Genomic DNA, 23111 nt, shown 5'->3' on the forward strand with positions numbered 1-23111 from the left:
CCGCATACCGGGATGGTGGGATGCACGGACCGCGCGATAGTATGACGATGTCGAATCGATTCGAGGTTCGATGATCCCCCACCTTTTTTTCGGCCCGACTCGTTCGGGCTGTCTGTGTTGCGAAACGAATTGACGCGTGCTCGATACTGCTTCTCTCCCCGTCGTCCCCCCGACCTCCGCGCCTGACCGCTCACCGACCGGTGCCATCCGCACCCTCGGCAAGAACCCCGCCACGGCGCCGATCGTGCTGCACCCGGGCGATGCGATCTCCGCCTCCCGCCGCGTGCTGTACATCATCGTGCTCGGCGCGTTGACGGCGCTCGGCCCGTTCACGATCGACCTCTACCTCCCGGCGTTCCCCGTGCTGGAGGCGGATTTCCAGACCAGCGCAGCCGCCATCCAGCTCACCCTCACCCGGAACGATGATCGGCTTCGCGCTCGGCCAGCTGATCGTCGGACCCCTGAGCGACAAGGTCGGTCGACGTCTGCCGCTGCTGTCGGTCACGGCGCTGCACGTCGCGGCGAGCGTCTTCGCGGCGCTCGCCCCCACGCTCGAGACCCTGTCGGTCGCGCGGGTGCTGATGGGAGCCGGAGCCGCCGCGGGAGGCGTCGTGGCCGCGGCGATCATCCGCGATCTCTTCGGCGGACGCCGCCTCGTGGTCATGCTGTCGCGCATGGCGATGGTCTCGGGTGTCGCCCCTGTGCTCGCACCCCTCGCCGGGTCGGCGCTGCTGCTGGTCATGAACTGGCGGGGCATCTTCGTGGTGCTCGCCGTGTACGGAGCGATCATGCTCGTCTCGGCGGTGTTGTTCGTCCCCGAGACCCTGCCGCCCGCGCGCCGCAGCGGCCCCGGCACCACGACGGTCTGGCAGCGCTACGCGAGCGTGTTCCGTGACCGCGTCTTCATCGGCGTGCTCATCATCGGCGCGATGGCCTTCAGTGGGCTGTTCTCGTACCTCTCGGCATCCTCGTTCCTGTTCCAGGTCACCTATGGCTTCAACGCCCAGCAGTACGGCGTGCTGTTCGCGGTGAACTCGGTCGGCGTCGTGGTCGGTGTGCAGATCGCCTCGCGCCTGGCTGCGCGCTTCGGCCCGCAGTGGGTGCTCGCGGTGTCGACGATCGTGCTCGTGCTCGCGGGTGGGACGATCGTGCTCACCGACCAGTTGGGCCTCGGGCTGTGGGGCACCGTCATCCCGCTGTTCTTCTTCATGACGGCGTGCGGCTTCACGTTCCCGTGCGCGCAGGTGCTCGCCCTCGATCGCCACGGCAAGGCGGCGGGCACGGCGCAGTCGATCATCGGTGCGGCGAACTTCGGTGTCGCGGGCATCATCTCGCCGGTCGTCGGGCTGCTGTCCGCCGGTGCGGGGATCACCGCCACGACCATGGCATCCGTCATGGTGGGCTGCGCGGTCATCGGCGTGCTCGCGCTCTGGCTGCTCGTGCGTCCCCGCACGGTCGAGCGCCTCGCGCCCTGAGAGTGGGGCGAAGGCGCCCTGACCAAGGCGAGGTGCGCCGCGAGAACGGGCCCAGAACACTAGCAGAGCGCGCGTCCGGCCCCGCGGCGATCCGAGAGACGGCATCATGAACCGATGGATGCCGAATCCGCCGACGTATCGGCCCCCGCTCTCCGCTCCGAGCGCGCGCGGGGGATCCTCGGCCTGACGCTCGTGGCGCTCGCGTGCGGACTCGGTGCCTGGGTCTTCTTCCGCGGGCCGACGCCGTTCGCGATCGACGTGTGGTGGAACCACCTGTTCGTCGCCGCACCGTCACCGCCGCTGCTGGCGTTCGCGCTGGCGATGGATGCCGTGGGCGGGCACTGGGTGGCCGTGTTCGTCGTTCCGCTGGGCGGGGCTCTGGCGCTGTTCCTCGCGGGACGACGCTGGGGAGCGTTATACTTCCTCGCCGCCTCCGTGGGCAGTGCCCTGATCGTGCAGCTTCTCAAACACACGTTCGGCCGCGCGCGACCGGAGGACATCCTCGTGCTGTCCGATCACGGGTCCTTCCCCTCGGGCCACACGGCCAACGCGGCCACCGTGGCCGTGGTCGCCGTCGTGATCTTCCCCGCCCTGTGGGTGCGGATTGCGGGGGTCGCGTGGGTCATTGCGATGGCGTTCAGCCGGACCTACCTGCACGCGCACTGGCTCTCGGACACTCTCGGCGGTGCCCTCGTCGGTGCGGGGATGGCGCTCATCCTCGCCGCGCTCTTCGCTCACCTGCGTCTTCGCGATGACGACCGGCTCGCCGTCCGACGGACCTCGCGACGACCGGATGCCACGATCTCGGGCGCGCCGTAGGCTGGCCGCCATGAGCGACAACGGAGCGTCGTCCACCGGTCCTTCCGACGATCCCGAGGTCGCCCGCCTGCGCGCGGCGGCCGAGGCCGCGGAGGCGGAGCTGCGCCTGGCGCGGGCGCGGGCCGATCTCGCTGAAGCGGAAGCCGCTGCGGCGCGGGCGCGCGCGGCGGCGGGCGGGGGAGGTGGGACTTCCCCTTTAGCGGAGGGAACGGACGGGCCGCCGGTGGTCGGCGGTCAGGTCGCGGACGCACCGGCCCCGGGAGCCCGTGCCCCGGAGACTCCGACCGCGCCGGCCCCTACGACGCAAGCTCCCGCCGCCGAAGCGCCCGCCCCGGAGTCCCCTACGCCGCAGGCCCCCGCACCCCAGGCCCCGGCCCCCCTCACCGACGCCCAGGTCGCCGCGATCGCCGCCGGGTACGCCTCGGACGCCGCTGCTCTCGACCTCGGCGTGCTCGTCAACGGCGGGCCGGTGGCATCCGTCCCCGTCCGGATCCCGCTCGCGATGACCAACCGCCACGGACTCGTCGCGGGCGCCACGGGAACGGGCAAGACGCGTACGCTGCAGCTGCTCGCCGAGCAGCTCTCGGCCCACGGTGTGCCGGTGTTCGCCGCCGACATCAAGGGCGACCTGTCGGGGATCGCCGCTCCGGGTGCTCCCAGCGACAAGCTCACCGCGCGCACCGCGGCCCTCGGGCAGGACTGGTCGCCGCGGTCGTACCCCACCGAGTTCTTCGCGCTGGGCGACGACGCCGCCTCGGGGATTCCCGTGCGGGCGTCGGTGTCGGGTTTCGGGCCGCTGCTGCTCAGCCGCGTGCTCGGCCTCAACGCGACGCAGGAGTCGAGCCTCGGACTCGTGTTCCACTACGCCGACGAGAAGGGTCTGGCGCTCGTCGACCTGCCCGACCTTCGCGCGGTGCTCACCTTCCTCACCAGCGACGAGGGGAAAGACGAGCTCAAGGGCATCGGCGGTCTGTCCGCCGCGACGGCCGGGGTGATCCTGCGCGAGCTCGTCGCTTTCGCCGCGGCGGGAGCCGACACGTTCTTCGGCGAGCCCGAGCTCGACGTCTCGGTCTTCCTGCGGACCGCACCCGACGGGGCCGGGATCGTGAGCCTGCTCGAGGTGCCGAACGTCGCGTCGCGACCCGAGCTGTACTCGACGTTCCTGATGTATCTGCTCGCCGAGCTGTACGAGGTGCTCCCCGAGGTCGGCGACCTCGACAAGCCGAAGCTCGTGTTCTTCTTCGACGAGGCGCACCTGCTGTTCCGCGACGCCTCGAAGGCGTTCCTCGCGGCGATCACCCAGACGGTGAGACTCATCCGGTCCAAGGGCGTCGGCGTGTTCTTCGTGACGCAGACCCCCAAGGACGTACCCGCCGACGTGCTGGCGCAGCTCGGCTCTCGCGTGCAGCACGCGTTGCGCGCGTTCACCCCCGACGACGTGAAGGCCCTCCGGGCGTCGGTGCGGACCTACCCTGACTCGGGCTACGACCTCGAGCGCGTCCTGCAGGAACTCGGTACCGGCGAGGCCGTCATCACGGTGATGAGCGAGCGCGGTGCGCCGACCCCGGTCGCGTGGACCCGTCTGTTCGCCCCGCGCGCCTCGATGTCGCCCATCCCCGCCGAGACCATGGCGGCCGCGGTCACGGCATCCCCCCTCTTCGCCACCTACGGCACCCTGATCGATCCGGAGTCGGCCCGCGAGATCCTCGGGGCTCGGATGCAGGCCGCTGCCGACGCCCGCGCCGCAGCGGAGAAGGCGAAGAAGGACGCCGCCGACGCCGCCGAGCACGCGAAGCAGAAAGCCGCGATCGACAGGGCGAACGCCGAGGCGCAGAAGAAGGCGCAGCGCGAGTACGAGCGGATCCTCAAGAGCACGGCGGCGCCACGTCGACGTTCGAGCGGCCCGACCTCACCGCTCGACGACGTGCTGGGGCGCGGTGCGACGAAGAGCATCGTGACCGATGTGATCCGCGGTCTCTTCGGTACGGGCCGACGGCGCTGAGAGACGGCGCGCGCCTCGGGACGCACGGCGGAAGGATCGTGGATGCCAGGGGTCCGGCATCCGCGATCCTTCGCGTCACGACCGACGCACGGAGAGCGGCATCGTCGAGGTGTCGATGAGGGGATCGGAATCCTGCCGCTCCACGAGAGCAGCGGCCTCGGCCGGCGTCTCGACCGTGGGAACCGACCCCAGCAGCGGGCGCCTCGCCGTCTCGCGCATCGCGAGGAGGGCGACGAGGCCCAGCGCTGCGAAGAGCATGATGTAGAACGCCGGCATGAGGGTGTTGCCGGTCGCGGCGATGAGGGCCTGGCTGATGAGCGGTGTCGTTCCACCGAAGAGCGAGACGGCGACGTTGTAGGCCACCGCCATCGCCCCGAAGCGCGAGGCGGTCGGGAAGAGCGCCGGAAGGGCGGATGCCGAGATCGCCACGTAGAACGCCACCGGGACGGCCGCCATGCAGAGGGCGACCATCACGGCCCACATCTCGCCGATCTGCATGATGAGGAACGCCGGCACGAGCAGGACGAGCGCCGAGCCCGCGGCGATCGCGTACACGGGCTTGCGTCCGATGCGGTCGCTCAGGCGTCCGATGAAGGGGAGGGCCGCGGACATCACCACGAGCACGGGAACCGTCGCGACGGCGGCCGTGAGGTTCGACACCCCGACCTCCTCTTCGAGGTAGACGGGGATGTAGCTCGTCAACGCATAGCCCGCCGTGTTCGTGGCGGCCACCAGCGCGATGCCGATCAGCAGCGCACGCCAGTGGTGCCGAACGATCCCGCCGAGACCCTGGCGAGCCAGCGGATCGTCGGCGTCGCGCTCGTTGACCGCGCTCGTCTGCTCGAAGGACGGGGTCTCGGGGATGCGCAGGCGGAACCAGATCGCGACGATTCCGAGGGGGATCGCGAGCAGGAACGGGATGCGCCAGCCGTACTCGACCATGGCGTCGGGACCCGAGATCGAGGTCGTGATCGCCGTGACGATCGCCACCGCCGACGCTCCGGCGGCGAAACCGATGTACGACCCCACGTCGAGGAACGACGACCAGAACCCGCGGGTGCGGTCGGGCGAGAACTCCGAGACGTAGGTCGTCGCACCGGCGTACTCGCCGCCGGTCGAGAAGCCCTGCACCATCTTGAGCACGTAGAGCGGCACGATCGCCCACAGGCCGATCGCCGCGGAGGTCGGGAGCAGGCCGATCAGGGCGGTGGCCGCGGCCATCATCGCCATCGTGAGGAAGAGCACCTTCTGCCGACCGATGCGGTCGCCGAGCGGGCCGAGGACGAAGCCGCCGAACGGTCGCACGAGGAAAGAGATCGCGAAGCCCAGGAGCGTGACCAGGAGGCCCCACGGGTCGGGGAGGTCGGAAGTGAAGACCACCGACAGCGTGACCGCCAGATAGCCGTAGATGCCGAAGTCGAACCACTCCATGAAGTTGCCGACAACGGTGCCGCCGATGGCGGTGCGGACGCGTTTCTTGTCGACGACGATGACGTCGTCGACGTCGAGCCGGGGAGTGGGGGATGCCGAGGGGGGATTCTCGTTCATCCTTCTAGCGTTACCCCGATCGGTGCCCGGATGCCAGCCGAGGCGCCCCGGCCGACTCGTTGCTAACGGAGTGCTAGCGGGTGCTAGCGGAAGGTCAGCACCTCGTCGCCCCACACGCGGCGGAGATCGCCGTCGAGATCGGCGACGACCTGGTCGTGGCGGTCGATCACGAGCGTCGCGCGCGCGTCGGCGCCCGCGGTCGTGAAGGCCGGCCACACGGGCGCGTCCGGCGCCGCGGGTTCGTCTCCCCGGGCGAAGGCGATCCACCGCGCCTGCATGCGGGCCGAGATCAGCTCCGCGACCCGCTTGCCGCCCAATCGGAACGTCGGGTCCTTCGGGCCGCTGACGAGGTTGCCCCACACGTAGGGCAGCTCCGCCGCGTGCGTGGCGCCCAGGCCGATCAGGCGCAGGAACGGCGAGGCGTGATCGAAGCGGTAGAGCCACACCGGGGCCGCGGCAGCGTGTCCCTCCGCCGCCCAGAGCGTCGGCAGGCGGAATCCGATGTCGCGGGCGACGCCGAGCCCCACCGCGCGGTGGCGCACGTGCTCGTAGGCGGCGAGGACCTGCTCGCGGCTGGGCAGTTCGACGCCGGGGTTCTGTTCCGCCATGTCGGCGAACATCTTGTCGATGCGGTCGCCCGTAATGGGGATCAGCGGCGACTTCATGTACGAGAACAGCGAGGCCTCGTCCTTGTTCGTGCCGATGATCAGGGGCACGGGGATGCCGCGGCCCTCGCGCAGCACCGTGATCGGCGCCTCGGGCAGGAGGTCGCCGTCGACGACGGGGGCGAACGCGAGCGTGCCCGGATCGGTCACGGGAACCGCCGAGTACACCGTCCATCCTGCGGCGACGACCGCGTCGACGGGAGCGTCGCGCAATGCAGCCGGATCGGCGGCATCGACGCCCAGCGCATCGAGGAACTGCTCGGCGACCCGGGTCGCACGCTCGCGGCCGTAGACGCTGGAGACCGGCGACGATTCGGCGATCGCTCGGGAGAACAGCCCGCGCGCCGACGGCGTCGCCAGCAGCGTCGTGACCAGTCCGCCGCCCGCGGACTCGCCGAACACGGTCACCCGCGCGGGGTCGCCGCCGAACGCCGAGATGTTGCGCTGCACCCAGCGCAGGGCGAGCAGCACGTCCTTGAGGGCGAGGTTCCCGTCGAAGCCGGCCCCCGGCACCGCGCCCGAGAGGTCGAGGAACCCGAGCGCGCCGAGACGGTAGTTGACCGTGACCACGATCACGTCGCCGGTGTCGACCATCGTTGTGGCGTCGTACATCGGCTGGCGCGACGATCCGAAGGTGTACGCGCCACCGTGCAGCCACACCATGACCGGACGCGGGGCCGTGTCGTCGCCGGGAGCCCAGACGTTCAGCGACAGGCAGTCCTCGTTCTGGACGGTGCCCTCTCCGAGCGGCATGGCGGGGTTCGTGGGCTGAGGGCACACGGGCCCGAAGGCTGTGGCATCCACCTCTCCGTCGGCATCCGGGGCCGCCAGGGGTTCGCGCCAGCGTCGCTCGCCCGTGGGCGCGACGGCGAAGCGGATGCCGCGCCACGACCGGACCCCGCGGTCGAGGAGGCCACGGAAGGTTCCGGCGGGGGCGGTGATGAGGGGAGAGGTGTCCATGGGCGTCCTCACGCGGTGAGCTGGTGGATCAGGTGGGCGGCTTCGGTCGCGGCGAGGATCGCGAAGAGCACCGTCATGATGACGGCATTGTGCGCGATCATCTCGTCCTTCAGACGGCGCAACGCGGAGACGACGGCGGGTAGGCCCGTCGCGCCGAGCAGCGTGGGCAGCACCAGCGCGAGGGATCCGGCGACGGCGAGCGCGACGCACAGCAGGACGGTCACGGCGACGGGGAGGTGCGCGGCGCCCAGCAGCGCGCCGCCCTTCAGCTCGAGGGGGAGGTTCTTGCTGTTGGTGGCGGCCATCAGCACGCCGAGCCCGGCGGCGCGCGCGGGAGTGATGGCATCCACCGCCGCCAGCCAGCCCGGGGCCACGGGAGCCGTGCCGGGCTTCGGGCGGCCGCGCCAGCTGACCACGGCGAACACGGTGAAACCGACCGTGAGCAGGGCCGTCAGCACGAGCACGACGATCTTCCCGCCCTCGCCGTGCGAGGCGGCCGAGGCCCCCGCCGATGTCGCGGTGCCGACGCCGATGACGGCGAGCGTGACCAGCACGAACGCGCCGGTGTAGGCGGGGGCGGCGGTGCGGCCGCGCGCCGAGAGCAGGATCGCGACGACGGCGACGATCGGCAGCGGCGAGATCGCCATGCCGACGGCGAGGGGCAGGAGGGAGGAGAGCTCGGACATCGACGCCGACGCTACGCGCGGCGTTCCGGCGTCCCGTCGGAATGTTCGGCGCACACGACAGAACCCGCCGCTGCGGCCGCGTCGTCGACCGCGAAGACCGCCTCGAGCACGGCATCCGCCCCCTCCGCCGTGAGTCGCGCCCCCAGGCGCTCGGCGTGCGATCCGGGGCGCAGCCGCGCGTGCGGGCTCGGTGCGCCCGGCGAGACGATCCGCACCCGCAGGCGGGGGCCGCCGGCGGTTGCGGCCACGCGCAGCTCGACGCGCGCGGTGCGTTCGCGCGCGTGCTTCGCCGCGTTCAGCAGGCCCTCGCTCACGACGTCGACGACGTCGCGCGCGAGGGCCGAGTCGGTGCGCAGCGCGGCGCTCGCCGCGTCGGAGACGTCGGCGGAGACCGGCATCGCGGCTCCCCAGGTCTGGAGCACCGGGCCGAGCGAGTCCGCCGCGGCGGGGGCGGTGGGGCGATCGAGAACGGTGCGGAGCTGCTCGCTGAGCATATGCAGATCGGCGGCGAGGACGGCGACGTCAGCGGGGGCGGCGTCGGGATGCCGGAGGGCGAACTGCACCGCCGCCCCCTGGGCGTCGGCGTGCAGGAGGCCGGCCGCGCGGCGCAGGGCAGCGCGGACGCGGCGGGTGCCGAGGTCGTCGGCGCGCCCGCGCGCGGCCACGGCACCGGACAGGCGCCGACGCTCGACGCGCAGCGCGTGAGCCGTGCTGCGGCCCGCGGCGAGGGCGAACGCCAGGGCGGGATAGGCCAGAACGGCGAGGGAGGCTGCGGCGAGCGGCACGCCCTGGCCGACGGCGACCGCTGCCAGCGTCAGGCCCGCGAGCAGGGTGGTCGCGACGAAGACGGCACCGCGGGCCCGGGGTCGCCGCCGCAGCGAGGGGAGTCGGGCCGCGAGATCGGCTGCGCCGCCGGAGAGGAGGGCGACGCAGAAACCGACGACCAGGTCGATCGGCGCGACGCTCCGCAGCGCGTAGGGGAGGACGGCCAGCGCGTAGACGCCCGCCGCGAGTCCCGGCGGGGGAAGTCGCAGCGGTGACGCCCGCCGGCGGAGGGCGCGCGGAGCCTGTGCGTCGAGCGGATCACCCGGCGCGGGCGGAGCGGCGGCGCGCTCGTCGAGCCGGTGGGCGTGCGCGCGGACATCGACGGCGAGAGCGCGCACGTCGGCCGTGGTCTCGAACCGGGCGGTGGTCAGGAGGTCGGCGGCGGCGAGGATGTCGGCCCGCGCGGCGGCGGCGTATTCGCGCACCCGCGCGGCACTGCCTTCCCACTGGGCGAGGACCTGCGCGAGCAGCGCGTTGGTTTCGCGGATCGACCGCGCCGCGTCCACGAGCGTGGCCGTTCCGATCAGCGCGATCGTCCAGACGACGAGATTCGTGAGGATCCGCAGGGGCGCGTCGGTGGGCGGGGGAACCGGCAGGCCGCCGAGCCGCGAGAGGGCGTCCTGCAGCGGCGGCCGCGCGGCCGCGGTGAGCACCAGCGCCGACACGATCACCGCCGCGCGTACTCGGGGGTCGGAGGCGGCGCGTTCGATCAGGGCGACCCCCGCCCAGACCACCGAGATCCCGGCCGCGCCGGCGGCACCGACGAGCGCGCGCTGGAGCACGGAGAGCCCGACCGGGAGCGGCGCGAGCAGCGTCACCGAGACGACGAACACCGCCGCGAACGTCCACGCGGTGACGAAGTGGCCCCCGGTCACCGCGCGACGCACGGCGGGCCACAGCGTGATCACGCGACGGAGCCGAACTCGGCGAGATAGAGAGCGCTCGCACGCACGCGGGGGTTCGTTCCGCCCGCCGCGCGCAGATCGAGGCGCGCGAAGATACGGCTCATCGCGCGCTCCACCGCCCGCGTCGTGGTGCCGCGCTCGCGCGCGATCTGCTCGTTCGACCAGCCGCGTGCGACGAGCGCGAGCACCTCGATCTGACGCCGGGTGAGACCGGCCAGAGCGGAGGCGCGCACCGGCGTCGGCGCGGGCGGTGTGGCTCGGCGCAGTGCCGCCTCGACGGCATCCACCACCACTTCGGCCGAGGTCACGTCGAGCTTCGAGACGAACACGGCCCCGGCGGGGCCGCGGTGCCCGGCGACGGCCCCGGGGAAGCTGCTGAGGAACACCACGGCCAGGTGCGGGGCCAGACCGGTGAGCATCGTGGCCAGCTCGACGCCGGACGGGCGCGAGCCCAGGTCGATGTCGGTGAGCAGGACGTCGGGGTCGCTGTCGGCGAACAAGCGCGTCGCCTCGGCGGCGTCCGCGGCTCCGGTGGCCTCGAATCCGCGGTGGACCAGCATGTCGCACAGCAGCGCACGCATCGCCGGCTGATCCTCCACGACGAGCACGCGTCGCACCCACGCGGTCACCACGCGCCTCACCCTAGCGCCGTCAAGCCCCCGTCGTGGGCGAGGCCGCGGCGTACCGTGTCGGGCATGAGCGAGCTGTCCGCCCCCACCGGCCGTGAACCCGCGCTCGTCGCGCAACCCCGCCCCGACGGGTCGGCGCCGCGGGCTCTCGTGCTCGGCGCCACGGGCTACCTCGGCGGACGGCTCGTGCCGCGGCTGCTCTCCGCGGGATATCGCGTGCGGGTGCTCGCCCGCGACGCGCGGCGAGTGGAGGCCTTCCCGTGGGGGCACGACGTCGAGACGATCGAGGGCGATGCGACGGATGCCGCCGCGGTGGCCCGCGCGGTCGACGCGGTCGACGTGCTGTACTACCTGATCCACTCCATGGGCGGCGGCCGGAATTTCGAGGATACCGATCGCCGCGCGGCGCGCACCGTCGCCGACGCCGCGGCCGCGGCATCCGTCTCGCGCATCGTGTACCTCGGCGGGCTCCACCCCGACGACGCCCCGCTGTCGGCGCACCTGCGCTCGCGCGTCGAGGTGGGGGAGATCCTGCTCGCCAGCGGCGTGCCGACGCTGGTCCTGCAGGCCGGGGTCGTGATCGGGTCGGGCTCTGCGTCCTTCGAGATGGTGCGTCATCTCACGGACGTTCTCCCGTACATGCCCGCGCCGAAGTGGGTGCGCAATCGCATCCAGCCCATCGCCGTGCGCGACGTGCTGCACTACCTGCTCGGGGCGGCGCGGGTCGCCCCGAACGTCAACCGCGCCGTCGACATCGGCGGCCCCGACGTGCTGCGGTACGGCCAGATGATGAACGGATACGCCCTCGAGGCCGGACTCCACCAGCGCGCCATCGCGTCGCTGCCCGTGCTCACGCCCCGGCTGGCCTCGCACTGGGTCAACCTCGTCACACCGATCCCGAAGTCCATCGCGCGTCCGCTCGTGGAGTCGCTGCAGAACGACTGCGTCGTGAAGGATCGCGCGATCGACGATCTCGTGCCGCGGCCCGAGGGCGGACTGTTGCCGTATCGCGAGGCCGTCCGACGGGCCCTCGGGCGCGTGAACGACGACGCGATCGAGACGAGCTGGCAGGATGCCGAGGTCTCCGGCGCCCCGAGCGATCCGCTGCCGAGTGACCCGGACTGGGCCGGACGGCTGGTGTACACAGACGAGCGGACGATGCGCACGAGCGCGAGCCCCACGCAGCTGTGGTCGGTGATCGAGGGGATCGGCGGAGAGAACGGCTGGTACTCCTCGCCGCTGCTGTGGGCCATCCGGGGGTGGATGGACCGCCTGGTCGGCGGCGTGGGCCTCGCGCGCGGCCGCCGCAGCCGGAGCGTCGTGACCGTCGGCGACGCGCTGGACTTCTGGCGGGTCGAGGCGATCGAGCCCGGACACCTGCTGCGCCTGCGGGCCGAGATGAAGGTGCCCGGCGGCGCATGGCTGGAACTGCGGGCGAGCCCCGACGGCGACGGTGCGCGCTTCGATCAGCGGGCTCTGTTCTTCCCGACGGGCCTCGCCGGGCGGCTTTACTGGCTCTCGGTGCTGCCGTTCCACGGCCTCATCTTCAGCGGCATGGCGCGGCGCATCACCGCGGCGGCCGAGTCGGTCCAGCGCGACGACCTCGAACCGAAGGCGAAGGCCGGGCGCATCGCCCCTGAGGTGCCGGAGGTCGAGACGGTCCCGTCGGCGGCCGACGCGCGCGCCTAGGCTGGAACGGTGCCGTACACCGCCCACGTGATCACCGTGTCCGACCGCTCGGCCGCGGGACTCCGCGAAGACCGGGGCGGTCCGCTTGCGGTCTCGCTCCTGCGGGACGCCGGCTTCGACTGCGGCGACCCGGTCGTCGTCCCCGATGGCGCCGACAGCGTCGAAGCGGCCCTGCGCGCGGCGATCGCCACGGGCCGCGGGCTCGTCGTCACGACCGGCGGCACCGGCATCGCGCCCACCGACCGCACGCCCGAGGGCACGGCGCGGGTCCTCGATCGCGAACTCCCTGGCATCGCCGAAGAGCTCCGCCGACGGGGACTCTCCGACACCCCGCTCGCGGTGATCTCGCGCGGCCTCGCCGGGATCGCCGACCCCGGCACCCTCGTGGTGAACCTTCCCGGAGCCACGCGGGCCGTGGCATCCGGAATCTCGGTGATCGTCGAGATCGCCCCCCACGTGCTCGACCAACTCGCCGGAGGAGACCACGCATGAGCGCCGTCCGCATCGCCCAGCTGTCGGAGGAGCCGCTCGACCTCGACGCGCACCTGCGCGCCGTGGAAGACGACGCGTCGGGCGCCGTCACGACCTTCGTCGGTCGCGTGCGGAACACGGATCCGGATGCCGATGACGCCGTCGTCGCGCTGGAGTACAGCTCGCACCCCGACGCGCCCGCCGCTCTCCACCGCATCGCGCAGGAGGCCGCCGCGGGTACCGACGCGATCGTCGCCGTGAGTCACCGCGTGGGCCGGCTGGAGGTGGGGGAGGCCGCCGTCATCATCGCCGTGGCATCCGGTCACCGCGCCGAGGCGTTCGAGGTGTGCCGCACCGTGATCGAGACGATCAAGACCGACCTCCCGGTGTGGAAGCGGCAGGTCGAGGCCGACGGCACGACCGCGTGGAAGGGTCTGGGCGGCTAGATCGGTCGCGCGACGGTCAGCGCGCGTGGTTCGGCGGGGAGTGGTGCCCCGGCGGGCGGGGGAGTGGCGCGCGCGGATTGCGGCGCGCAGCCGGCATAAACGCCATCCGCGCACATAAACGCGTGCAGAGCGTGTTTCTGTGCGCGAACAGCGTTTATGGGGAGCGAACGACGCGGAGCGCCCCGATCAGCCGCCCGCGAACGGCGGGAGCACATCGACGTGCGTGACGCCGTCCAGGGGCGCGTCGTCGTCGTGACGCGTGCCGTCGACGAGGACGGCGCAACGGTCGAGGATGCCGCCGAGGGCGGGGTGGTCCGCGACGACCCCGGCCCGCAGCGCGGCGAGGCTGTGCTCGGCGCGGTCTTCGGCATCCGTTCCCGCGGCCTCCGCGGCGGCGGCGAAGTACCGGACGCGGACGCTCACGCGCCGGCTCCCGCGTCGGGGGTGGAGCCGGCCGGTTCGCCCGGCCTTGCCCAGTCGCCCGACTTCCCGCCGGTCTTCGACACGATGCGGACGTTCTCGATGAACGTTCCCTTATCCATGCCCTTCACCATGTCGACGACCGCGAGGGCTGCGACCGAGACGCTCGTGAGCGCTTCCATCTCGACGCCGGTGCGGTCGGCGGTGCCGACGGTGGCCTCGATCTCGACGCCGTCGTCGGTGATCTCGAGATCGACCGACGCACGGTGCACGCCGATGACGTGCGCGAGCGGCAGCAGGGCGGGCGTGGACTTCGCGGCCTGAATGCCGGCGATCCGCGCCACGGCCAGCACGTCGCCCTTGGGCGCGGTGCCGTCGCGCAGCGCCGCGACCACCTCGGGCGCGCAGCGCACGAAGCCGCGGGCGGTTGCGGTGCGGACCGTGGGCTGCTTGAGGGTGACATCGACCATGCGGGCGTGGCCCGCGGCATCCAGGTGCGTGAAGGTCATGGAATCAGCATGACATCGAGCGTGTCGCCCACCGACACGGCGGACACCTCGGCGGGCACGATCGCGAACGCTTCGGCTCGCGCGAGAGAAGCGGCGAGGTGCGAGCCCGACCCGCCGGCCGTGGCCGGTCGGGCGGTTCCCGCGACGAGATCGACCGCGGCCGGGAGGTACTGGCGGCGTCCGGGCGGTGTCGTCCAGGCCTCGGATGCCGTGAGCCGGGCGATGCGCCGATCGAGCACCGCGCGTCCCTGCAGGGCCAGGAGGGCGGGCCGCACGAACACCTCGAACGACACCGCGACGCTCACGGGGTTGCCGGGGAGGCCGAAGACGAGCCGCCCGTCGGCGAGAGCGCCGAACGCCTGGGGCTTGCCGGGCTGCATCGCCACCTTCTTGAAGGCGATGCGGTCGGACAGGGCGAGGCGCACGGGCTCGTAGGCCCCCGCGCTCACGCCGCCGGTGAAGACCACCACATCGGCGCGCGAGGCGCGCGCGAGGACGGTCTCGATTCCCGCCGGATCGTCGCCGACGCGGTCGACGAGCTCGATGTCGGCGTCGGCGGCCGCGACGAGCGCGGCCAGCAGTGTCGCGTTCGAGTCGGGGGTCTGCCCGCGCGTGGGCGTGTCGCCGGGAGCGACGAGCTCGCTTCCGGTGGAGACGACGGCGACACGCGGGCGGCGCCGGACGGCGACCTCGGCGACCCCGGCCGCGGCGGCCGCCGCGAGAGCGAAGGGGCCGAGGCGTTCTCCTGCCGAGAGGACGACGTCGCCGGCGCGGGTGTCGCCGCCGCGCCGACGGATGAAGGCGCCCGCGGCGGCGGGGGCACGGAGGACCTCGATCGTGTCGAGCGAGTCGGCGAGGCCCCCGGCGGTGTCTTCGAACGGGACGATCGCGTCGGCGTCGGCGGGAACGGCGGCGCCCGTCATGATGCGCGCCGCCTGGCCCGGGACGATGGCGGGATCGTCGGCGGTGCCGGCCGGCAGATCGGCGACCACTCTCAGCGACGCCGGGTGCTCGGCATCCGCCCCCTCCACGTCGGCGAAGCGGACGGCGAAGCCGTCCATCGAGGAGTTGTCGAAGCCGGGGAGGTCGTGCGCCGCGAGCACGGGCTCGGCGAGGGTGCGGCCGGAGGCCTCGGACAAAGACACGGTCTCGGCGGGGAGCAGCGAGACGGCGGCGAGCACCCGGGAGCGGTGCTCTTCGACGGTGAGGAGGCGGGTCACGCTCGGGCCTTTCGAGTCGGGGCGGCGTATGCCGCCGCCTGTCGTACGTGTCTTACCGTCCCCGGATAGCGCTGAGGTGCGCTGTTTGTCCGGCGCGAGTGTGCCACCGCGTGCATTTCGCGCACCTCAGCGTGGGTTGTCACAGTCGCCTCGCGGGGCTCAGGGGAATGACGTCCTGACGTGCGCGGAGCGCGTCGATCACCACGAGGCGGCCGAGGAGCGGCTCGCCCGCGCCGGTGACGAGCTTGACGGCCTCGGTCGCGAGGAGACCGCCGACCTGCACGCACAGGGAGCCGAGCACGCCGACCTGCGCGCACGTCGGCGGCTCGCCCGCCGATCCGGGCGGAAAGAGGTCGCCGAGCACGACGGGTGCGTGTCCTTCGGGCGGGGCCGACCAGAACACGGTCACCTGCGCCGACCACTCCTGCACGGCTCCCCAGACGAGGGGGATGCCGAGGGCCTCGGCCGCGGCGGCCACCGCCTCGCGGGTGTCGAAGGTGTCGCTGCCGTCGATCACGAGGTGAGCGCCCTCGAGCAGCTCGCGGGCATTGTCGGAGGTCAGGCGTACCGTGCGTTCATGGACGACGGTGAGCGGCGACAGGGCCTGGACGGCACGGGCGGCGGAGGTGGTCTTCGCCGTGCCGATGTCGTCGACCCGGTGGGCGAGCTGGCGCTGCAGGTTGGTGCGTTCGACCGTGTCGTCGTCGATGATCACGAGCTCACCGACGCCCGCCGCGGCGAGCGAGAGCAGCACGGGGGAGCCGAGTCCTCCGGCGCCCACCACGGCGATACGCGCGGCCGCGATCCGCCGTTGCCCCTCCTCACCGATACCGGCGAGCACGGCGTGACGCGCCGTGCGGATGAGTTCTTCGGGGGCGAGGGATGCCACCGGCTCGACGAGCGGTCTCATCCGCCGATCGCGCTCATCGTGCGCTCGGGCTGGACGAAGTCGGCGCGCGCGAGCCCTACGCGATCGGAGCCGTGGGCGCGGGGCTTGAGCCACATGGCATCCCGCCAGATCTGCGCGAGACCCTCGTCGTCGGCGCCGTCACGGAGCGCCGTGAGCAGGTCGGTCTCTTCGTGGGAGAACAGGCACGACCGGATTCGGCCGTCGGCGGTGACGCGCGTGCGTGAACAGGTGGAGCAGAACGGTTCGGTGACCGACGAGATGATGCCGACGTGCCCGGCGAGGGCGGTCTCGCCGAGGCGGCGCACCTCCCAGCGCTCAGCGGGCGCGGCGCCCCGGCCCCGGGGGTCGGCGGTGAGGGTGAAGGCCCCCTCGATCGCGGCGCGGATGTCGCGGGCCGGGATGACGTTGGTCGCGCTCCATGACCGGTCGCCGTCGAGGGGCATGTCCTCGATGAAGCGCATCTCGAAGCCGTTCGACACGGCCCAGTCGACCAGGGGGACGACCTCGGTGTCGTTGATGCCCCGGAGGAGCACAGCGTTGATCTTGATGGGGCCGAGGTCCGCGGCGCGCGCGGCCTGGAGACCTGCGAGCACCTTGTCGAGGTGCGGGCGGCGCGTGAGCTCGGCGAAGGTCTCGGGGTGGAGGGTGTCGAGCGAGACGTTCACGCGGTTGAGGCCGGCATCCTTCAGGGTCTGGGCGCGGCGGTCGAGGCCGACCGCGTTCGTCGTCAGCGAGATCGGCAGATCGGGATTGTCGGCGCGGATGCCGGCGATGATGTGCTCGAGGTCCTTGCGCACGAGGGGCTCGCCGCCGGTGATCCGCAGTTCTTCCGCGCCCAGGGAGTGCACAGCGACGCGGACGATGCGCCGGATCTCGTCGGCGCTCATCAGCTGCGACTGCGGGAGCCACGGCATCCCGTCGGCCGGCATGCAGTACGTGCAGCGGAGGTTGCACTTGTCGATCACCGAGACGCGCAGGTCGGTGGCGACCCGGCCGAAGCGGTCGAGGAGACCGCCGCTCCGCGGAGCGCCGGCGACAGGTTCGTGCGCGGGGCGCTCAGGATTCGCCGTCGCGGGGCCGGTTCCGCCGGTCGTGCGGACCGCGCCGAGCCCGCTCACCGCGCCGTTCGCGGTCACGGTCGCGCCGAGGGGGACGACGACCGGACCACGCGTCGCGCTCGCGTGCTCGGCATCCATGGGTTGAGCCTAGGTCAGCGGAGAGGAAGCGGGGGCGTGAGCAGGGGATTCGGCGAGCGGGGCGGCGGGATGGTTGTCGCGGCGCTGCGTGTTGGGATGGGAGGAGATTCGGGGAGGGGAGGACGGAGTCGCGGCTGGGCGTCCTCCCCCGCAGAAATCTCCTCCCGCGGCCGCCCCGCCGTGCTCCGGCGGCCCGCGGTACCGTCGTCGCATGCCGAACAGCTTCCGCATCGCCACGGCCGCCCGCCTCCTCGGGGTCAGCGACGACACGGTGCGGCGCTGGATCGACCAGGGCGTGCTGCCGACGACGGGGGCGTCGCCGGTGGAGATCCCGGGCAGGGCGCTCGCCGAGCGGGCGGTCGCGCTCGCCGACGAGCCCGACGACCCCACCGGGATCGCCTCGAGCGCGCGCAACCGCTTCGTCGGCATCGTCACGCGCGTGCGCATCGACGGCGTGATGGCGCAGGTCGACCTGCAGTGCGGACCGCATCGGGTGGTGTCGCTCATGTCGGCGGAAGCGGCCGACGAGCTCGCGCTCGAGCCGGGCTCGCTCGCGGTGGCGTCGGTGAAGGCGACGGTCGTGACGGTGGAGGCGCCGCGCGGCTGATCGGCTCGGCCTCGACGGGAGCGAAACTCCTGAGTTTCGCCGTCGCGCCGCGCTGTGGGGCGTGGTGTGTACCCCTTCCGGATGGTTTCTCAGGAGTTTGGCCCGCTGGTGACCGCGGTCGCGCCACGAGGGATCGGGCCTCAGCGGCCCGAGCGGGCGGAGAGCGGATATATTCGACCTGAATATCCGCAAATGCGGATCCATGTCGAGGCGCCTGGCGCCGGGAAAGGAACTCCCATGCGCCGCCCCCTGCGTCTCGCCGGTGTCCTCGCCACCGCCGCTCTGCTCGCCGCGTGCGCCAGCCCGTCGTCTCAGCCCGCGGCATCCGCGGATCAGCTGGGCGTGACGCTCGAGGTCTACGCCGCGGCGTCTCTGCAGCGCTCCTTCGACGAGATCGCGACGGCGTTCGAGGCCGCGCACCCGGGCGTCACGGTGGCTCCCGTCTACGACGGGTCGAGCACGCTCGCGACGCAGATCGGCGAGGGTGCCCCCGCCGACGTGTTCGCCTCTGCCGATGAGAAGAACATGTCGAAAGTGGCCGCGCAGGCCCCCGACCCGCGCATCTTCGCGGCCAACACCCTCGTGATCGCGGTGCCGGCGGGCAACCCCGGGGGCGTCGAGGGGCTCGAAGACCTTCCCCGTGTGACGACGGTGCTGTGCGCCCCCGAGGTCCCGTGCGGGGCGGCATCCCAGACGCTCCTCTCGAACGCCGGGGTGACCGTGAGCCCCGCGAGCGCGGAGCAGAACGTCACGGCCGTGTTGTCGAAGGTCGCCGCGGGCGAGGCCGACGCCGGACTCGTCTACGCCACCGACGTCGTCGGTCGCGACGACGTCGAGACGATCGTGCCCGACGGAGCCGACGCGGTGGTCAATCGGTACCCGATCGCGGCGCTGGCCGACGCGCCGAATCCCGAGGCGGCAGCCGCCTTCGTCGCCTTCGTGCTGTCGGACGACGGAAAGCGTATCCTCGCCGACGCGGGGTTCCAGGCGCCGTGAGGGCGGCGGGGTACGTCCCGCGCTGGCTGATCGTGCCGGCGGCCATCGGGCTGCTCTTCCTGCTCGTGCCGCTGACCGCGCTGATCGCCCGGGTGGAGTGGGACACGCTGATCAGCGATGTGACGTCGGATGCCGCCCTCTCGGCGCTCGTCCTGTCGCTGGCCACGGGGGCCGTCGCCACCCTGGTGTGCGCGGTCGTGGGCATCCCCCTGGCGCTGGTGATCGCCCGGAGTCCCGCGCGGACCGCCGCTCTGCTGCGGGCACTCGTGACCGTGCCGCTCGTCCTGCCGCCGATGGTCGGCGGTGTCGCGCTCCTCTACCTCTTCGGCCGCAACGGCTGGTTCGGCGCGCTCGGGCTGCCGTTCACCACCCCCGCGGTCGTGCTCGCGCAGGTGTTCGTCGCGCTGCCGTTCCTCGTGCTCGCGGTCGAGGGCGCGCTGCGCAGTACGGGGGTCGAGTTCGAGCGCGCCGCCGCCTCTCTCGGCGCGTCGCGCGCGACGATCCTGCGGCGGATCACGTTGCCTCTCGCCGCTCCCGGGATCGTCGCCGGCGTCGTGCTGTGCTTCGCGCGGGCGATCGGGGAGTTCGGGGCGACCGCGCTGTTCGCCGGGAACCGTCCCGGCGTCACGCAGACCATGCCGCTCGCGATCTACACGGCCTTCAACGGTGCCGGCGTCTCGCAGGGCACCGCCGTCGCCCTGTCGCTCCTGCTGCTCGTGACGGCGGTAGCGGTGCTGCTGCTCGTGCGCGGGTGGCGCCCGGGGGTGGGGCGATGAGCGGGCGGAAACCTGGCGATCAGGCGGTCCCCGCGACTCCGGATGCCGCCGCCCTCCACGCGCACGTCGTGGTCCGCCGTCGCGACTTCGCCGTCGACATCGCCCTCGACGTCGCCCCCGGCGACACCGTCGCGGTCATGGGCCGCAGCGGAGCCGGAAAGTCGACGCTCCTCGGCGCGCTCGCCGGACTCGTTCCGCTCGACGGGGGAGAGATCGTGCTCGACGGACGTGTCCTCGACCGCGCTCCGCGCGTGCGCACCGCTCCGATGCACCGCGGGATCGTGCTGCTCGGGCAAGACGCGCGCCTCTTCCCGCACCTGACGGCGCGCGAGAACGTCGCTTTCGGCCCGCGAGCGGCCGGGGTCCCGGCATCCGTCGCCCGTTCCTCCGCCGACGAGTGGTTGACCCGGGTGGGACTCCCCGGTGCGGGGGACCGCCGGCCCGCGCAGCTCTCGGGCGGGGAACAGCAGCGGGTGGCCGTCGCCCGGGCGCTCGCCGCGGAGCCGCGCGTGGTGCTGCTCGACGAGCCCCTCGTCGCGCTCGACGCGGTGACGGCGGCGGAGGTCCGCGCGACGCTTCGCGAGTGCCTCGCCGGGGTCACGTCCGTCGCCGTCACGCACGATGCGGTCGACGCGGCCGCGCTGGCCGACCGGCTCGTGATCGTCGAGCGAGGAAGGGTGACCCAGGAAGGGGCAGTGCGCGAGGTGCTGTCCGCCCCGGCGACCGAGGTCGCCGCGAAGATCGCGGGGCTCGAGCGGCTCGTCGGTGTGGCGCGCGCGGGCGGTTGGGAGGGGGCCGGAATGCGCCTGGAGTCGACGGATGCCGCCTCTCGCGCTCTCGTCGGGAGCGACGGGGTCGCGCTGGCTGCCGTCTTCCGCGCGTCCGACCTGCGGCTGGGAGAAGGATTCCCCGCGATCGTGTCGCACCTCGAGCCGACGCCGTCGGGCGTGCGCGTCGTCACCGACCGCGGGGCTGCCGAGGTGGCGCCGGGTGAGGCCGCGGGGCTCGGTGCGGGAGACGCCGTGCGGGTGAGCGTGGCGCCCGATCGGGTGCGGTTCGTCGCGGCATCCTGACTCTGTGCGCCCTGTCGGGGCGGCGATCGACGGCAGGACCCTTACCCCGGGGCTCGACGCCGGTCGTGGCGGGGGTGACCCGCGCATGCGGCGGCACTCACCCGCCGCATGTAAAACACACCGTCAGATGGCATGCATACATGCCTTCCTGGTTGGCTGTCCCTGTTCGACGGATGACGGCGTACCAACGCTGTGAGGGGGCATAGTGATGGCTACGGCAAGTCCACCCGTGCGCGCTTTCCTGATCTACGGCCTTGTCCTCAGCGTGGTGATGGCGGGGTTCCATCTCGTGGCCGCCGGGGCGAGGGGCATCGATCTCGTGGCGCTGATCGTGCTGGCGCTCGCGGCGGTGACGATCGCCGTCGCGGCTGTCATCCTGCGGAAGCCGCTGACGCGTGCGCCCTACGCCTTCTTCGTCTTCCATGTCGTGAGTTATGTGATCGTCGCGGGCTCCACCTCTCTGCATGCCTTCGTGGCGGACTGGGCGGGTGCGCGCGGGGGTGGGCTCGGGTGGATGATCGGCCTGTGGAGCGTGGGGCTCCTCGTCCACGCGTTCGCCTCGGTTGCGCGCAACGGGTTTGCGGATGCTGACCTCTGAGGAGCACCGTCTCGTCGAGTACGCGTGCAAGACGTGGGCGGACGGGCATGTCAAAGCCAGCTTGGCGGTGTTCGCAATGCTCGCCCTGAGCAGCCGGCCGCAGTGGGTCGGTGACGTGCAGGAGAGCGTGCGCGAGATGTCGCGCGGCGCCATGCAGCCCGACGCGCAGACCCTCCACCGGATGATGCGTCGGCTCGACCGGCTCGGACTCGTGAGATGCGTGCGTTACGAGTCGCGGGGTCCGGGTGCGGCGCGCAAGATCTTCGCCCTGACCGAGGTCGGTGAGGCGGCGATCACAGCGCACTTCTCCCGGTCCTGGGGCCACCTGTCGTCGCAAAGCTTCGTCCACGCGTGGCGCCGGGTCGCGGCGAACGATCTTCCTGACTGCGCGTGCTGTCGGGGCCGCGTCCGTATCTCGGAGTGGCGATGACTGTCGTCAATATGCATGCCATCGGCCCTGGTTGCCTCGAAAGGGGCATGTTTGAGTGCTGTCGTGGGTAGTCGCCCACGACGGAGACCACGAGGAAAGACAGGAGTTTCGGATGCTCAACGTGCTCGATCGAGTGGAGGACAAGTTCTTCGCCGAAGAGGCATCGGTCGCACCGGGCGGCTGGTGCTGCTGGTGCTGGTGCTGCTGCTCCATCAACTTCAGCATCTTCTGACCGGGCGACGGGCGGGTTCGACCGTGGTTCCAGGTCGATCCCGCCTGTTTCCCGAAGGGCATCAGATGACAACGGAAGGAATCCCGCTTTGACCGCTACCGCCCCGTCTCCCTCGAATGCGCACGGCGTGTCCGACGCAACGACCTACCGCCTGCGGACGGGCTTGTACGTCCTTCCCCACGGTGACGATGAGGTCTTCGTCCGGGAGGGCAGTCGTGCCGCGTTCTCGAAGATCGTGCGTGATCCCGCTCGTCGGCGTCTGCTCGCGCGCATCGTGCAAGCGGCGACCGCCCCCGTCACAGCGGCCGCACTCGCCGAGGGCTGGGGAGTGGACGGGGCCGACATCGAGGAGATCGCGGAACAGCTCACCGAGGCCGGGGTGCTGACCCCGTGCGGGGGGCCCGCGGGCACGACGATCGTGGCCCTTCACGGACGAGGACTCCTCGCCGATGCTCTGACGGACCTCGCGCGAGGCGATTCGCGTCTCGACGTCCGCTCGCTCGACGAACTCGACGACGTGCACGAACTGATCGCCGACGAGGGAGTGGAAGCGGGGGATATCGTCCTCGCGATCGTTTCGGATGTGCTCGACCCGGTGCGCTTCCTCAGGGCCAATACGGTCTCGCTCGAGTTCGGCATCCCTGCGGTCTACGTCCACACCGACGGCCCGGAGGCGGTGATCGGTCCCATGGTCGTACCCGGCGAGACCGCGTGCTATCTGTGCCACGACCTTCAGGACGAGGGGGCCCGGCATCTTCGCGACGAGTACCTGGTCTACAAGGACAGTTTGAGCCGCGGCGTTTCCGGCCCGGGTGGCGACGCCGCCGTCATCGCGCTCGCGGCCGCGTGGGTGCGGCTTGCTCTTGCGCGACGCGATCCGTCCTCGACCGGCTTCCTCGATCAACGCGTCCTTCGTGTCGAGACGAGCCGGATGGAGGTCATGAGTCACCGCGTCCTCACCATTCCACGATGCCCCGCGTGCGCCACGACTCGGCCCGAGCTGCAGCACACCTTCCTCTGACGA

22 protein-coding genes and 1 pseudogene are annotated in these 23111 nt (G+C 72.3%); 13 read left to right on the forward strand and 10 right to left on the reverse strand.

From position 1 onward, the window contains the following. Positions 1 to 136: 136 nt before the first annotated feature. The 3 genes and pseudogenes from QE388_RS10965 (at position 137) to QE388_RS10975 (ending at position 4296) form a co-directional block, all read left to right on the forward strand. Positions 137 to 1475 (forward strand): annotated as a pseudogene (locus tag QE388_RS10965) (multidrug effflux MFS transporter). Positions 1476 to 1589: 114 nt separating this feature from the next. Continuing rightward, positions 1590 to 2294, forward strand: coding sequence for a phosphatase PAP2 family protein (locus QE388_RS10970; protein ID WP_307385306.1), 705 nt, complete (start codon positions 1590 to 1592; stop codon positions 2292 to 2294). A 10-nt stretch (positions 2295 to 2304) separates the two neighbouring features. Continuing rightward, positions 2305 to 4296, forward strand: coding sequence for a helicase HerA-like domain-containing protein (locus QE388_RS10975; RefSeq protein ID WP_307385307.1), 1992 nt, complete (start codon positions 2305 to 2307; stop codon positions 4294 to 4296). 75 nt (positions 4297 to 4371) lie between these two features. On the opposite strand, the gene QE388_RS10980 is transcribed toward QE388_RS10975, so the two are convergent. From QE388_RS10980 to QE388_RS11000, 5 genes are all read right to left on the reverse strand, one after another. Continuing rightward, complete coding sequence (locus QE388_RS10980) at positions 4372 to 5844, reverse strand: MFS transporter (protein ID WP_307385308.1); 1473 nt, start codon at positions 5842 to 5844, stop codon at positions 4372 to 4374. 83 nt (positions 5845 to 5927) lie between these two features. Next, complete coding sequence (locus QE388_RS10985; RefSeq protein ID WP_307385309.1) at positions 5928 to 7469, reverse strand: carboxylesterase/lipase family protein; 1542 nt, start codon at positions 7467 to 7469, stop codon at positions 5928 to 5930. A gap of 8 nt (positions 7470 to 7477) precedes the next feature. Continuing rightward, on the reverse strand, positions 7478 to 8155 hold the full coding sequence (locus tag QE388_RS10990; RefSeq protein ID WP_307385310.1) for a GAP family protein: 678 nt from the start codon (positions 8153 to 8155) through the stop codon (positions 7478 to 7480). A gap of 11 nt (positions 8156 to 8166) precedes the next feature. Further along, positions 8167 to 9888, reverse strand: a complete 1722-nt coding sequence (locus QE388_RS10995) for a hypothetical protein (protein WP_307385311.1) — start codon at positions 9886 to 9888, stop codon at positions 8167 to 8169. Next, positions 9885 to 10517, reverse strand: a complete 633-nt coding sequence (locus QE388_RS11000) for a response regulator (protein ID WP_307385312.1) — start codon at positions 10515 to 10517, stop codon at positions 9885 to 9887. Before QE388_RS11000 ends, QE388_RS10995 begins: the two co-directional genes overlap by 4 nt. A 63-nt stretch (positions 10518 to 10580) precedes the next feature. Between QE388_RS11000 and QE388_RS11005 the strand changes: the two genes are divergently transcribed. Genes QE388_RS11005 through QE388_RS11015 form a run of 3 tightly spaced genes read left to right on the forward strand, consistent with a single transcriptional unit; the run spans position 10581 to position 13120 of the window. After that, positions 10581 to 12203 carry an SDR family oxidoreductase gene (locus tag QE388_RS11005; protein WP_307385313.1) on the forward strand — a complete coding sequence of 541 codons (1623 nt, stop codon included), beginning with the start codon at positions 10581 to 10583 and terminating at the stop codon, positions 12201 to 12203. A 9-nt stretch (positions 12204 to 12212) separates the two neighbouring features. After that, complete coding sequence (locus QE388_RS11010) at positions 12213 to 12695, forward strand: molybdenum cofactor biosynthesis protein B (protein ID WP_307385314.1); 483 nt, start codon at positions 12213 to 12215, stop codon at positions 12693 to 12695. Further along, positions 12692 to 13120: a molybdenum cofactor biosynthesis protein MoaE gene (locus QE388_RS11015; RefSeq protein ID WP_307385315.1), complete on the forward strand. Its 429-nt coding sequence runs from the start codon at positions 12692 to 12694 to the stop codon at positions 13118 to 13120. Before QE388_RS11010 ends, QE388_RS11015 begins: the two co-directional genes overlap by 4 nt. Before the next feature lie 186 nt (positions 13121 to 13306). Here the strand turns inward: QE388_RS11015 and QE388_RS11020 are convergent, their stop codons facing one another. The 5 genes from QE388_RS11020 to moaA all read right to left on the reverse strand — a co-directional run bounded on the left by QE388_RS11020 (position 13307) and on the right by moaA (position 17375). Next, the gene (locus tag QE388_RS11020) at positions 13307 to 13543 is read right to left on the reverse strand and encodes a MoaD/ThiS family protein (RefSeq protein WP_307385316.1); all 237 of its coding nucleotides are present in this window, start codon (positions 13541 to 13543) and stop codon (positions 13307 to 13309) included. After that, positions 13540 to 14049 carry a cyclic pyranopterin monophosphate synthase MoaC gene (gene moaC / locus QE388_RS11025; protein ID WP_307385317.1) on the reverse strand — a complete coding sequence of 170 codons (510 nt, stop codon included), beginning with the start codon at positions 14047 to 14049 and terminating at the stop codon, positions 13540 to 13542. The genes QE388_RS11020 and moaC overlap by 4 nt, the downstream gene beginning before the upstream one ends. Continuing rightward, positions 14046 to 15269 (reverse strand): gephyrin-like molybdotransferase Glp, encoded by a 1224-nt coding sequence (glp, locus tag QE388_RS11030; RefSeq protein WP_307385318.1) that lies wholly within the window; start codon positions 15267 to 15269, stop codon positions 14046 to 14048. The genes moaC and glp overlap by 4 nt, the downstream gene beginning before the upstream one ends. A gap of 139 nt (positions 15270 to 15408) precedes the next feature. Beyond that, positions 15409 to 16179: a HesA/MoeB/ThiF family protein gene (locus tag QE388_RS11035; protein WP_307385319.1), complete on the reverse strand. Its 771-nt coding sequence runs from the start codon at positions 16177 to 16179 to the stop codon at positions 15409 to 15411. Then, positions 16176 to 17375, reverse strand: coding sequence for a GTP 3',8-cyclase MoaA (gene moaA / locus QE388_RS11040; protein WP_307385321.1), 1200 nt, complete (start codon positions 17373 to 17375; stop codon positions 16176 to 16178). The genes QE388_RS11035 and moaA overlap by 4 nt, the downstream gene beginning before the upstream one ends. Positions 17376 to 17586: 211 nt before the next feature. Here moaA and QE388_RS11045 point away from each other — a divergent pair, with 211 nt between their 5' ends. From QE388_RS11045 to QE388_RS11075, 7 genes are all read left to right on the forward strand, one after another. Beyond that, positions 17587 to 17982, forward strand: coding sequence for a molybdopterin-binding protein (locus QE388_RS11045; protein ID WP_307385322.1), 396 nt, complete (start codon positions 17587 to 17589; stop codon positions 17980 to 17982). Positions 17983 to 18219: 237 nt separating this feature from the next. Continuing rightward, the gene (gene modA / locus QE388_RS11050) at positions 18220 to 18978 is read left to right on the forward strand and encodes a molybdate ABC transporter substrate-binding protein (RefSeq protein WP_307385324.1); all 759 of its coding nucleotides are present in this window, start codon (positions 18220 to 18222) and stop codon (positions 18976 to 18978) included. Next, entirely contained in the window at positions 18975 to 19754 is a 780-nt protein-coding gene (modB, locus tag QE388_RS11055; protein WP_307385325.1) for a molybdate ABC transporter permease subunit, read from the forward strand. Before modA ends, modB begins: the two co-directional genes overlap by 4 nt. Then, positions 19751 to 20827 carry a sulfate/molybdate ABC transporter ATP-binding protein gene (locus QE388_RS11060; protein WP_307385326.1) on the forward strand — a complete coding sequence of 359 codons (1077 nt, stop codon included), beginning with the start codon at positions 19751 to 19753 and terminating at the stop codon, positions 20825 to 20827. Before modB ends, QE388_RS11060 begins: the two co-directional genes overlap by 4 nt. Positions 20828 to 21056: 229 nt before the next feature. Continuing rightward, positions 21057 to 21425: a hypothetical protein gene (locus QE388_RS11065; RefSeq protein WP_307385327.1), complete on the forward strand. Its 369-nt coding sequence runs from the start codon at positions 21057 to 21059 to the stop codon at positions 21423 to 21425. Continuing rightward, positions 21412 to 21855, forward strand: coding sequence for a PadR family transcriptional regulator (locus tag QE388_RS11070; protein ID WP_275798817.1), 444 nt, complete (start codon positions 21412 to 21414; stop codon positions 21853 to 21855). Before QE388_RS11065 ends, QE388_RS11070 begins: the two co-directional genes overlap by 14 nt. Positions 21856 to 22214: 359 nt before the next feature. Further along, the gene (locus QE388_RS11075; protein ID WP_275798814.1) at positions 22215 to 23108 is read left to right on the forward strand and encodes a TOMM precursor leader peptide-binding protein; all 894 of its coding nucleotides are present in this window, start codon (positions 22215 to 22217) and stop codon (positions 23106 to 23108) included. Positions 23109 to 23111: the final 3 nt, after the last annotated feature.

It is taken from the genome of Microbacterium sp. SORGH_AS_0969 (assembly GCF_030818255.1).
GTDB lineage: Bacteria > Actinomycetota > Actinomycetes > Actinomycetales > Microbacteriaceae > Microbacterium.

Coding starts and splice junctions, on each gene's coding strand:
- QE388_RS10970 (WP_307385306.1), top strand. CDS start 1,590: ATGGATGCCGAATCCGCCGACGTATCGGCCCCCGCTCTCCGCTCCGAG.
- QE388_RS10975 (WP_307385307.1), top strand. CDS start 2,305: ATGAGCGACAACGGAGCGTCGTCCACCGGTCCTTCCGACGATCCCGAG.
- QE388_RS10980 (WP_307385308.1), bottom strand. CDS start 5,844: ATGAACGAGAATCCCCCCTCGGCATCCCCCACTCCCCGGCTCGACGTC.
- QE388_RS10985 (WP_307385309.1), bottom strand. CDS start 7,469: ATGGACACCTCTCCCCTCATCACCGCCCCCGCCGGAACCTTCCGTGGC.
- QE388_RS10990 (WP_307385310.1), bottom strand. CDS start 8,155: ATGTCCGAGCTCTCCTCCCTCCTGCCCCTCGCCGTCGGCATGGCGATC.
- QE388_RS11005 (WP_307385313.1), top strand. CDS start 10,581: ATGAGCGAGCTGTCCGCCCCCACCGGCCGTGAACCCGCGCTCGTCGCG.
- QE388_RS11015 (WP_307385315.1), top strand. CDS start 12,692: ATGAGCGCCGTCCGCATCGCCCAGCTGTCGGAGGAGCCGCTCGACCTC.
- moaC (WP_307385317.1), bottom strand. CDS start 14,049: ATGACCTTCACGCACCTGGATGCCGCGGGCCACGCCCGCATGGTCGAT.
- QE388_RS11035 (WP_307385319.1), bottom strand. CDS start 16,179: ATGAGACCGCTCGTCGAGCCGGTGGCATCCCTCGCCCCCGAAGAACTC.
- moaA (WP_307385321.1), bottom strand. CDS start 17,375: ATGGATGCCGAGCACGCGAGCGCGACGCGTGGTCCGGTCGTCGTCCCC.
- QE388_RS11045 (WP_307385322.1), top strand. CDS start 17,587: ATGCCGAACAGCTTCCGCATCGCCACGGCCGCCCGCCTCCTCGGGGTC.
- modA (WP_307385324.1), top strand. CDS start 18,220: ATGCGCCGCCCCCTGCGTCTCGCCGGTGTCCTCGCCACCGCCGCTCTG.
- QE388_RS11060 (WP_307385326.1), top strand. CDS start 19,751: ATGAGCGGGCGGAAACCTGGCGATCAGGCGGTCCCCGCGACTCCGGAT.
- QE388_RS11070 (WP_275798817.1), top strand. CDS start 21,412: ATGCTGACCTCTGAGGAGCACCGTCTCGTCGAGTACGCGTGCAAGACG.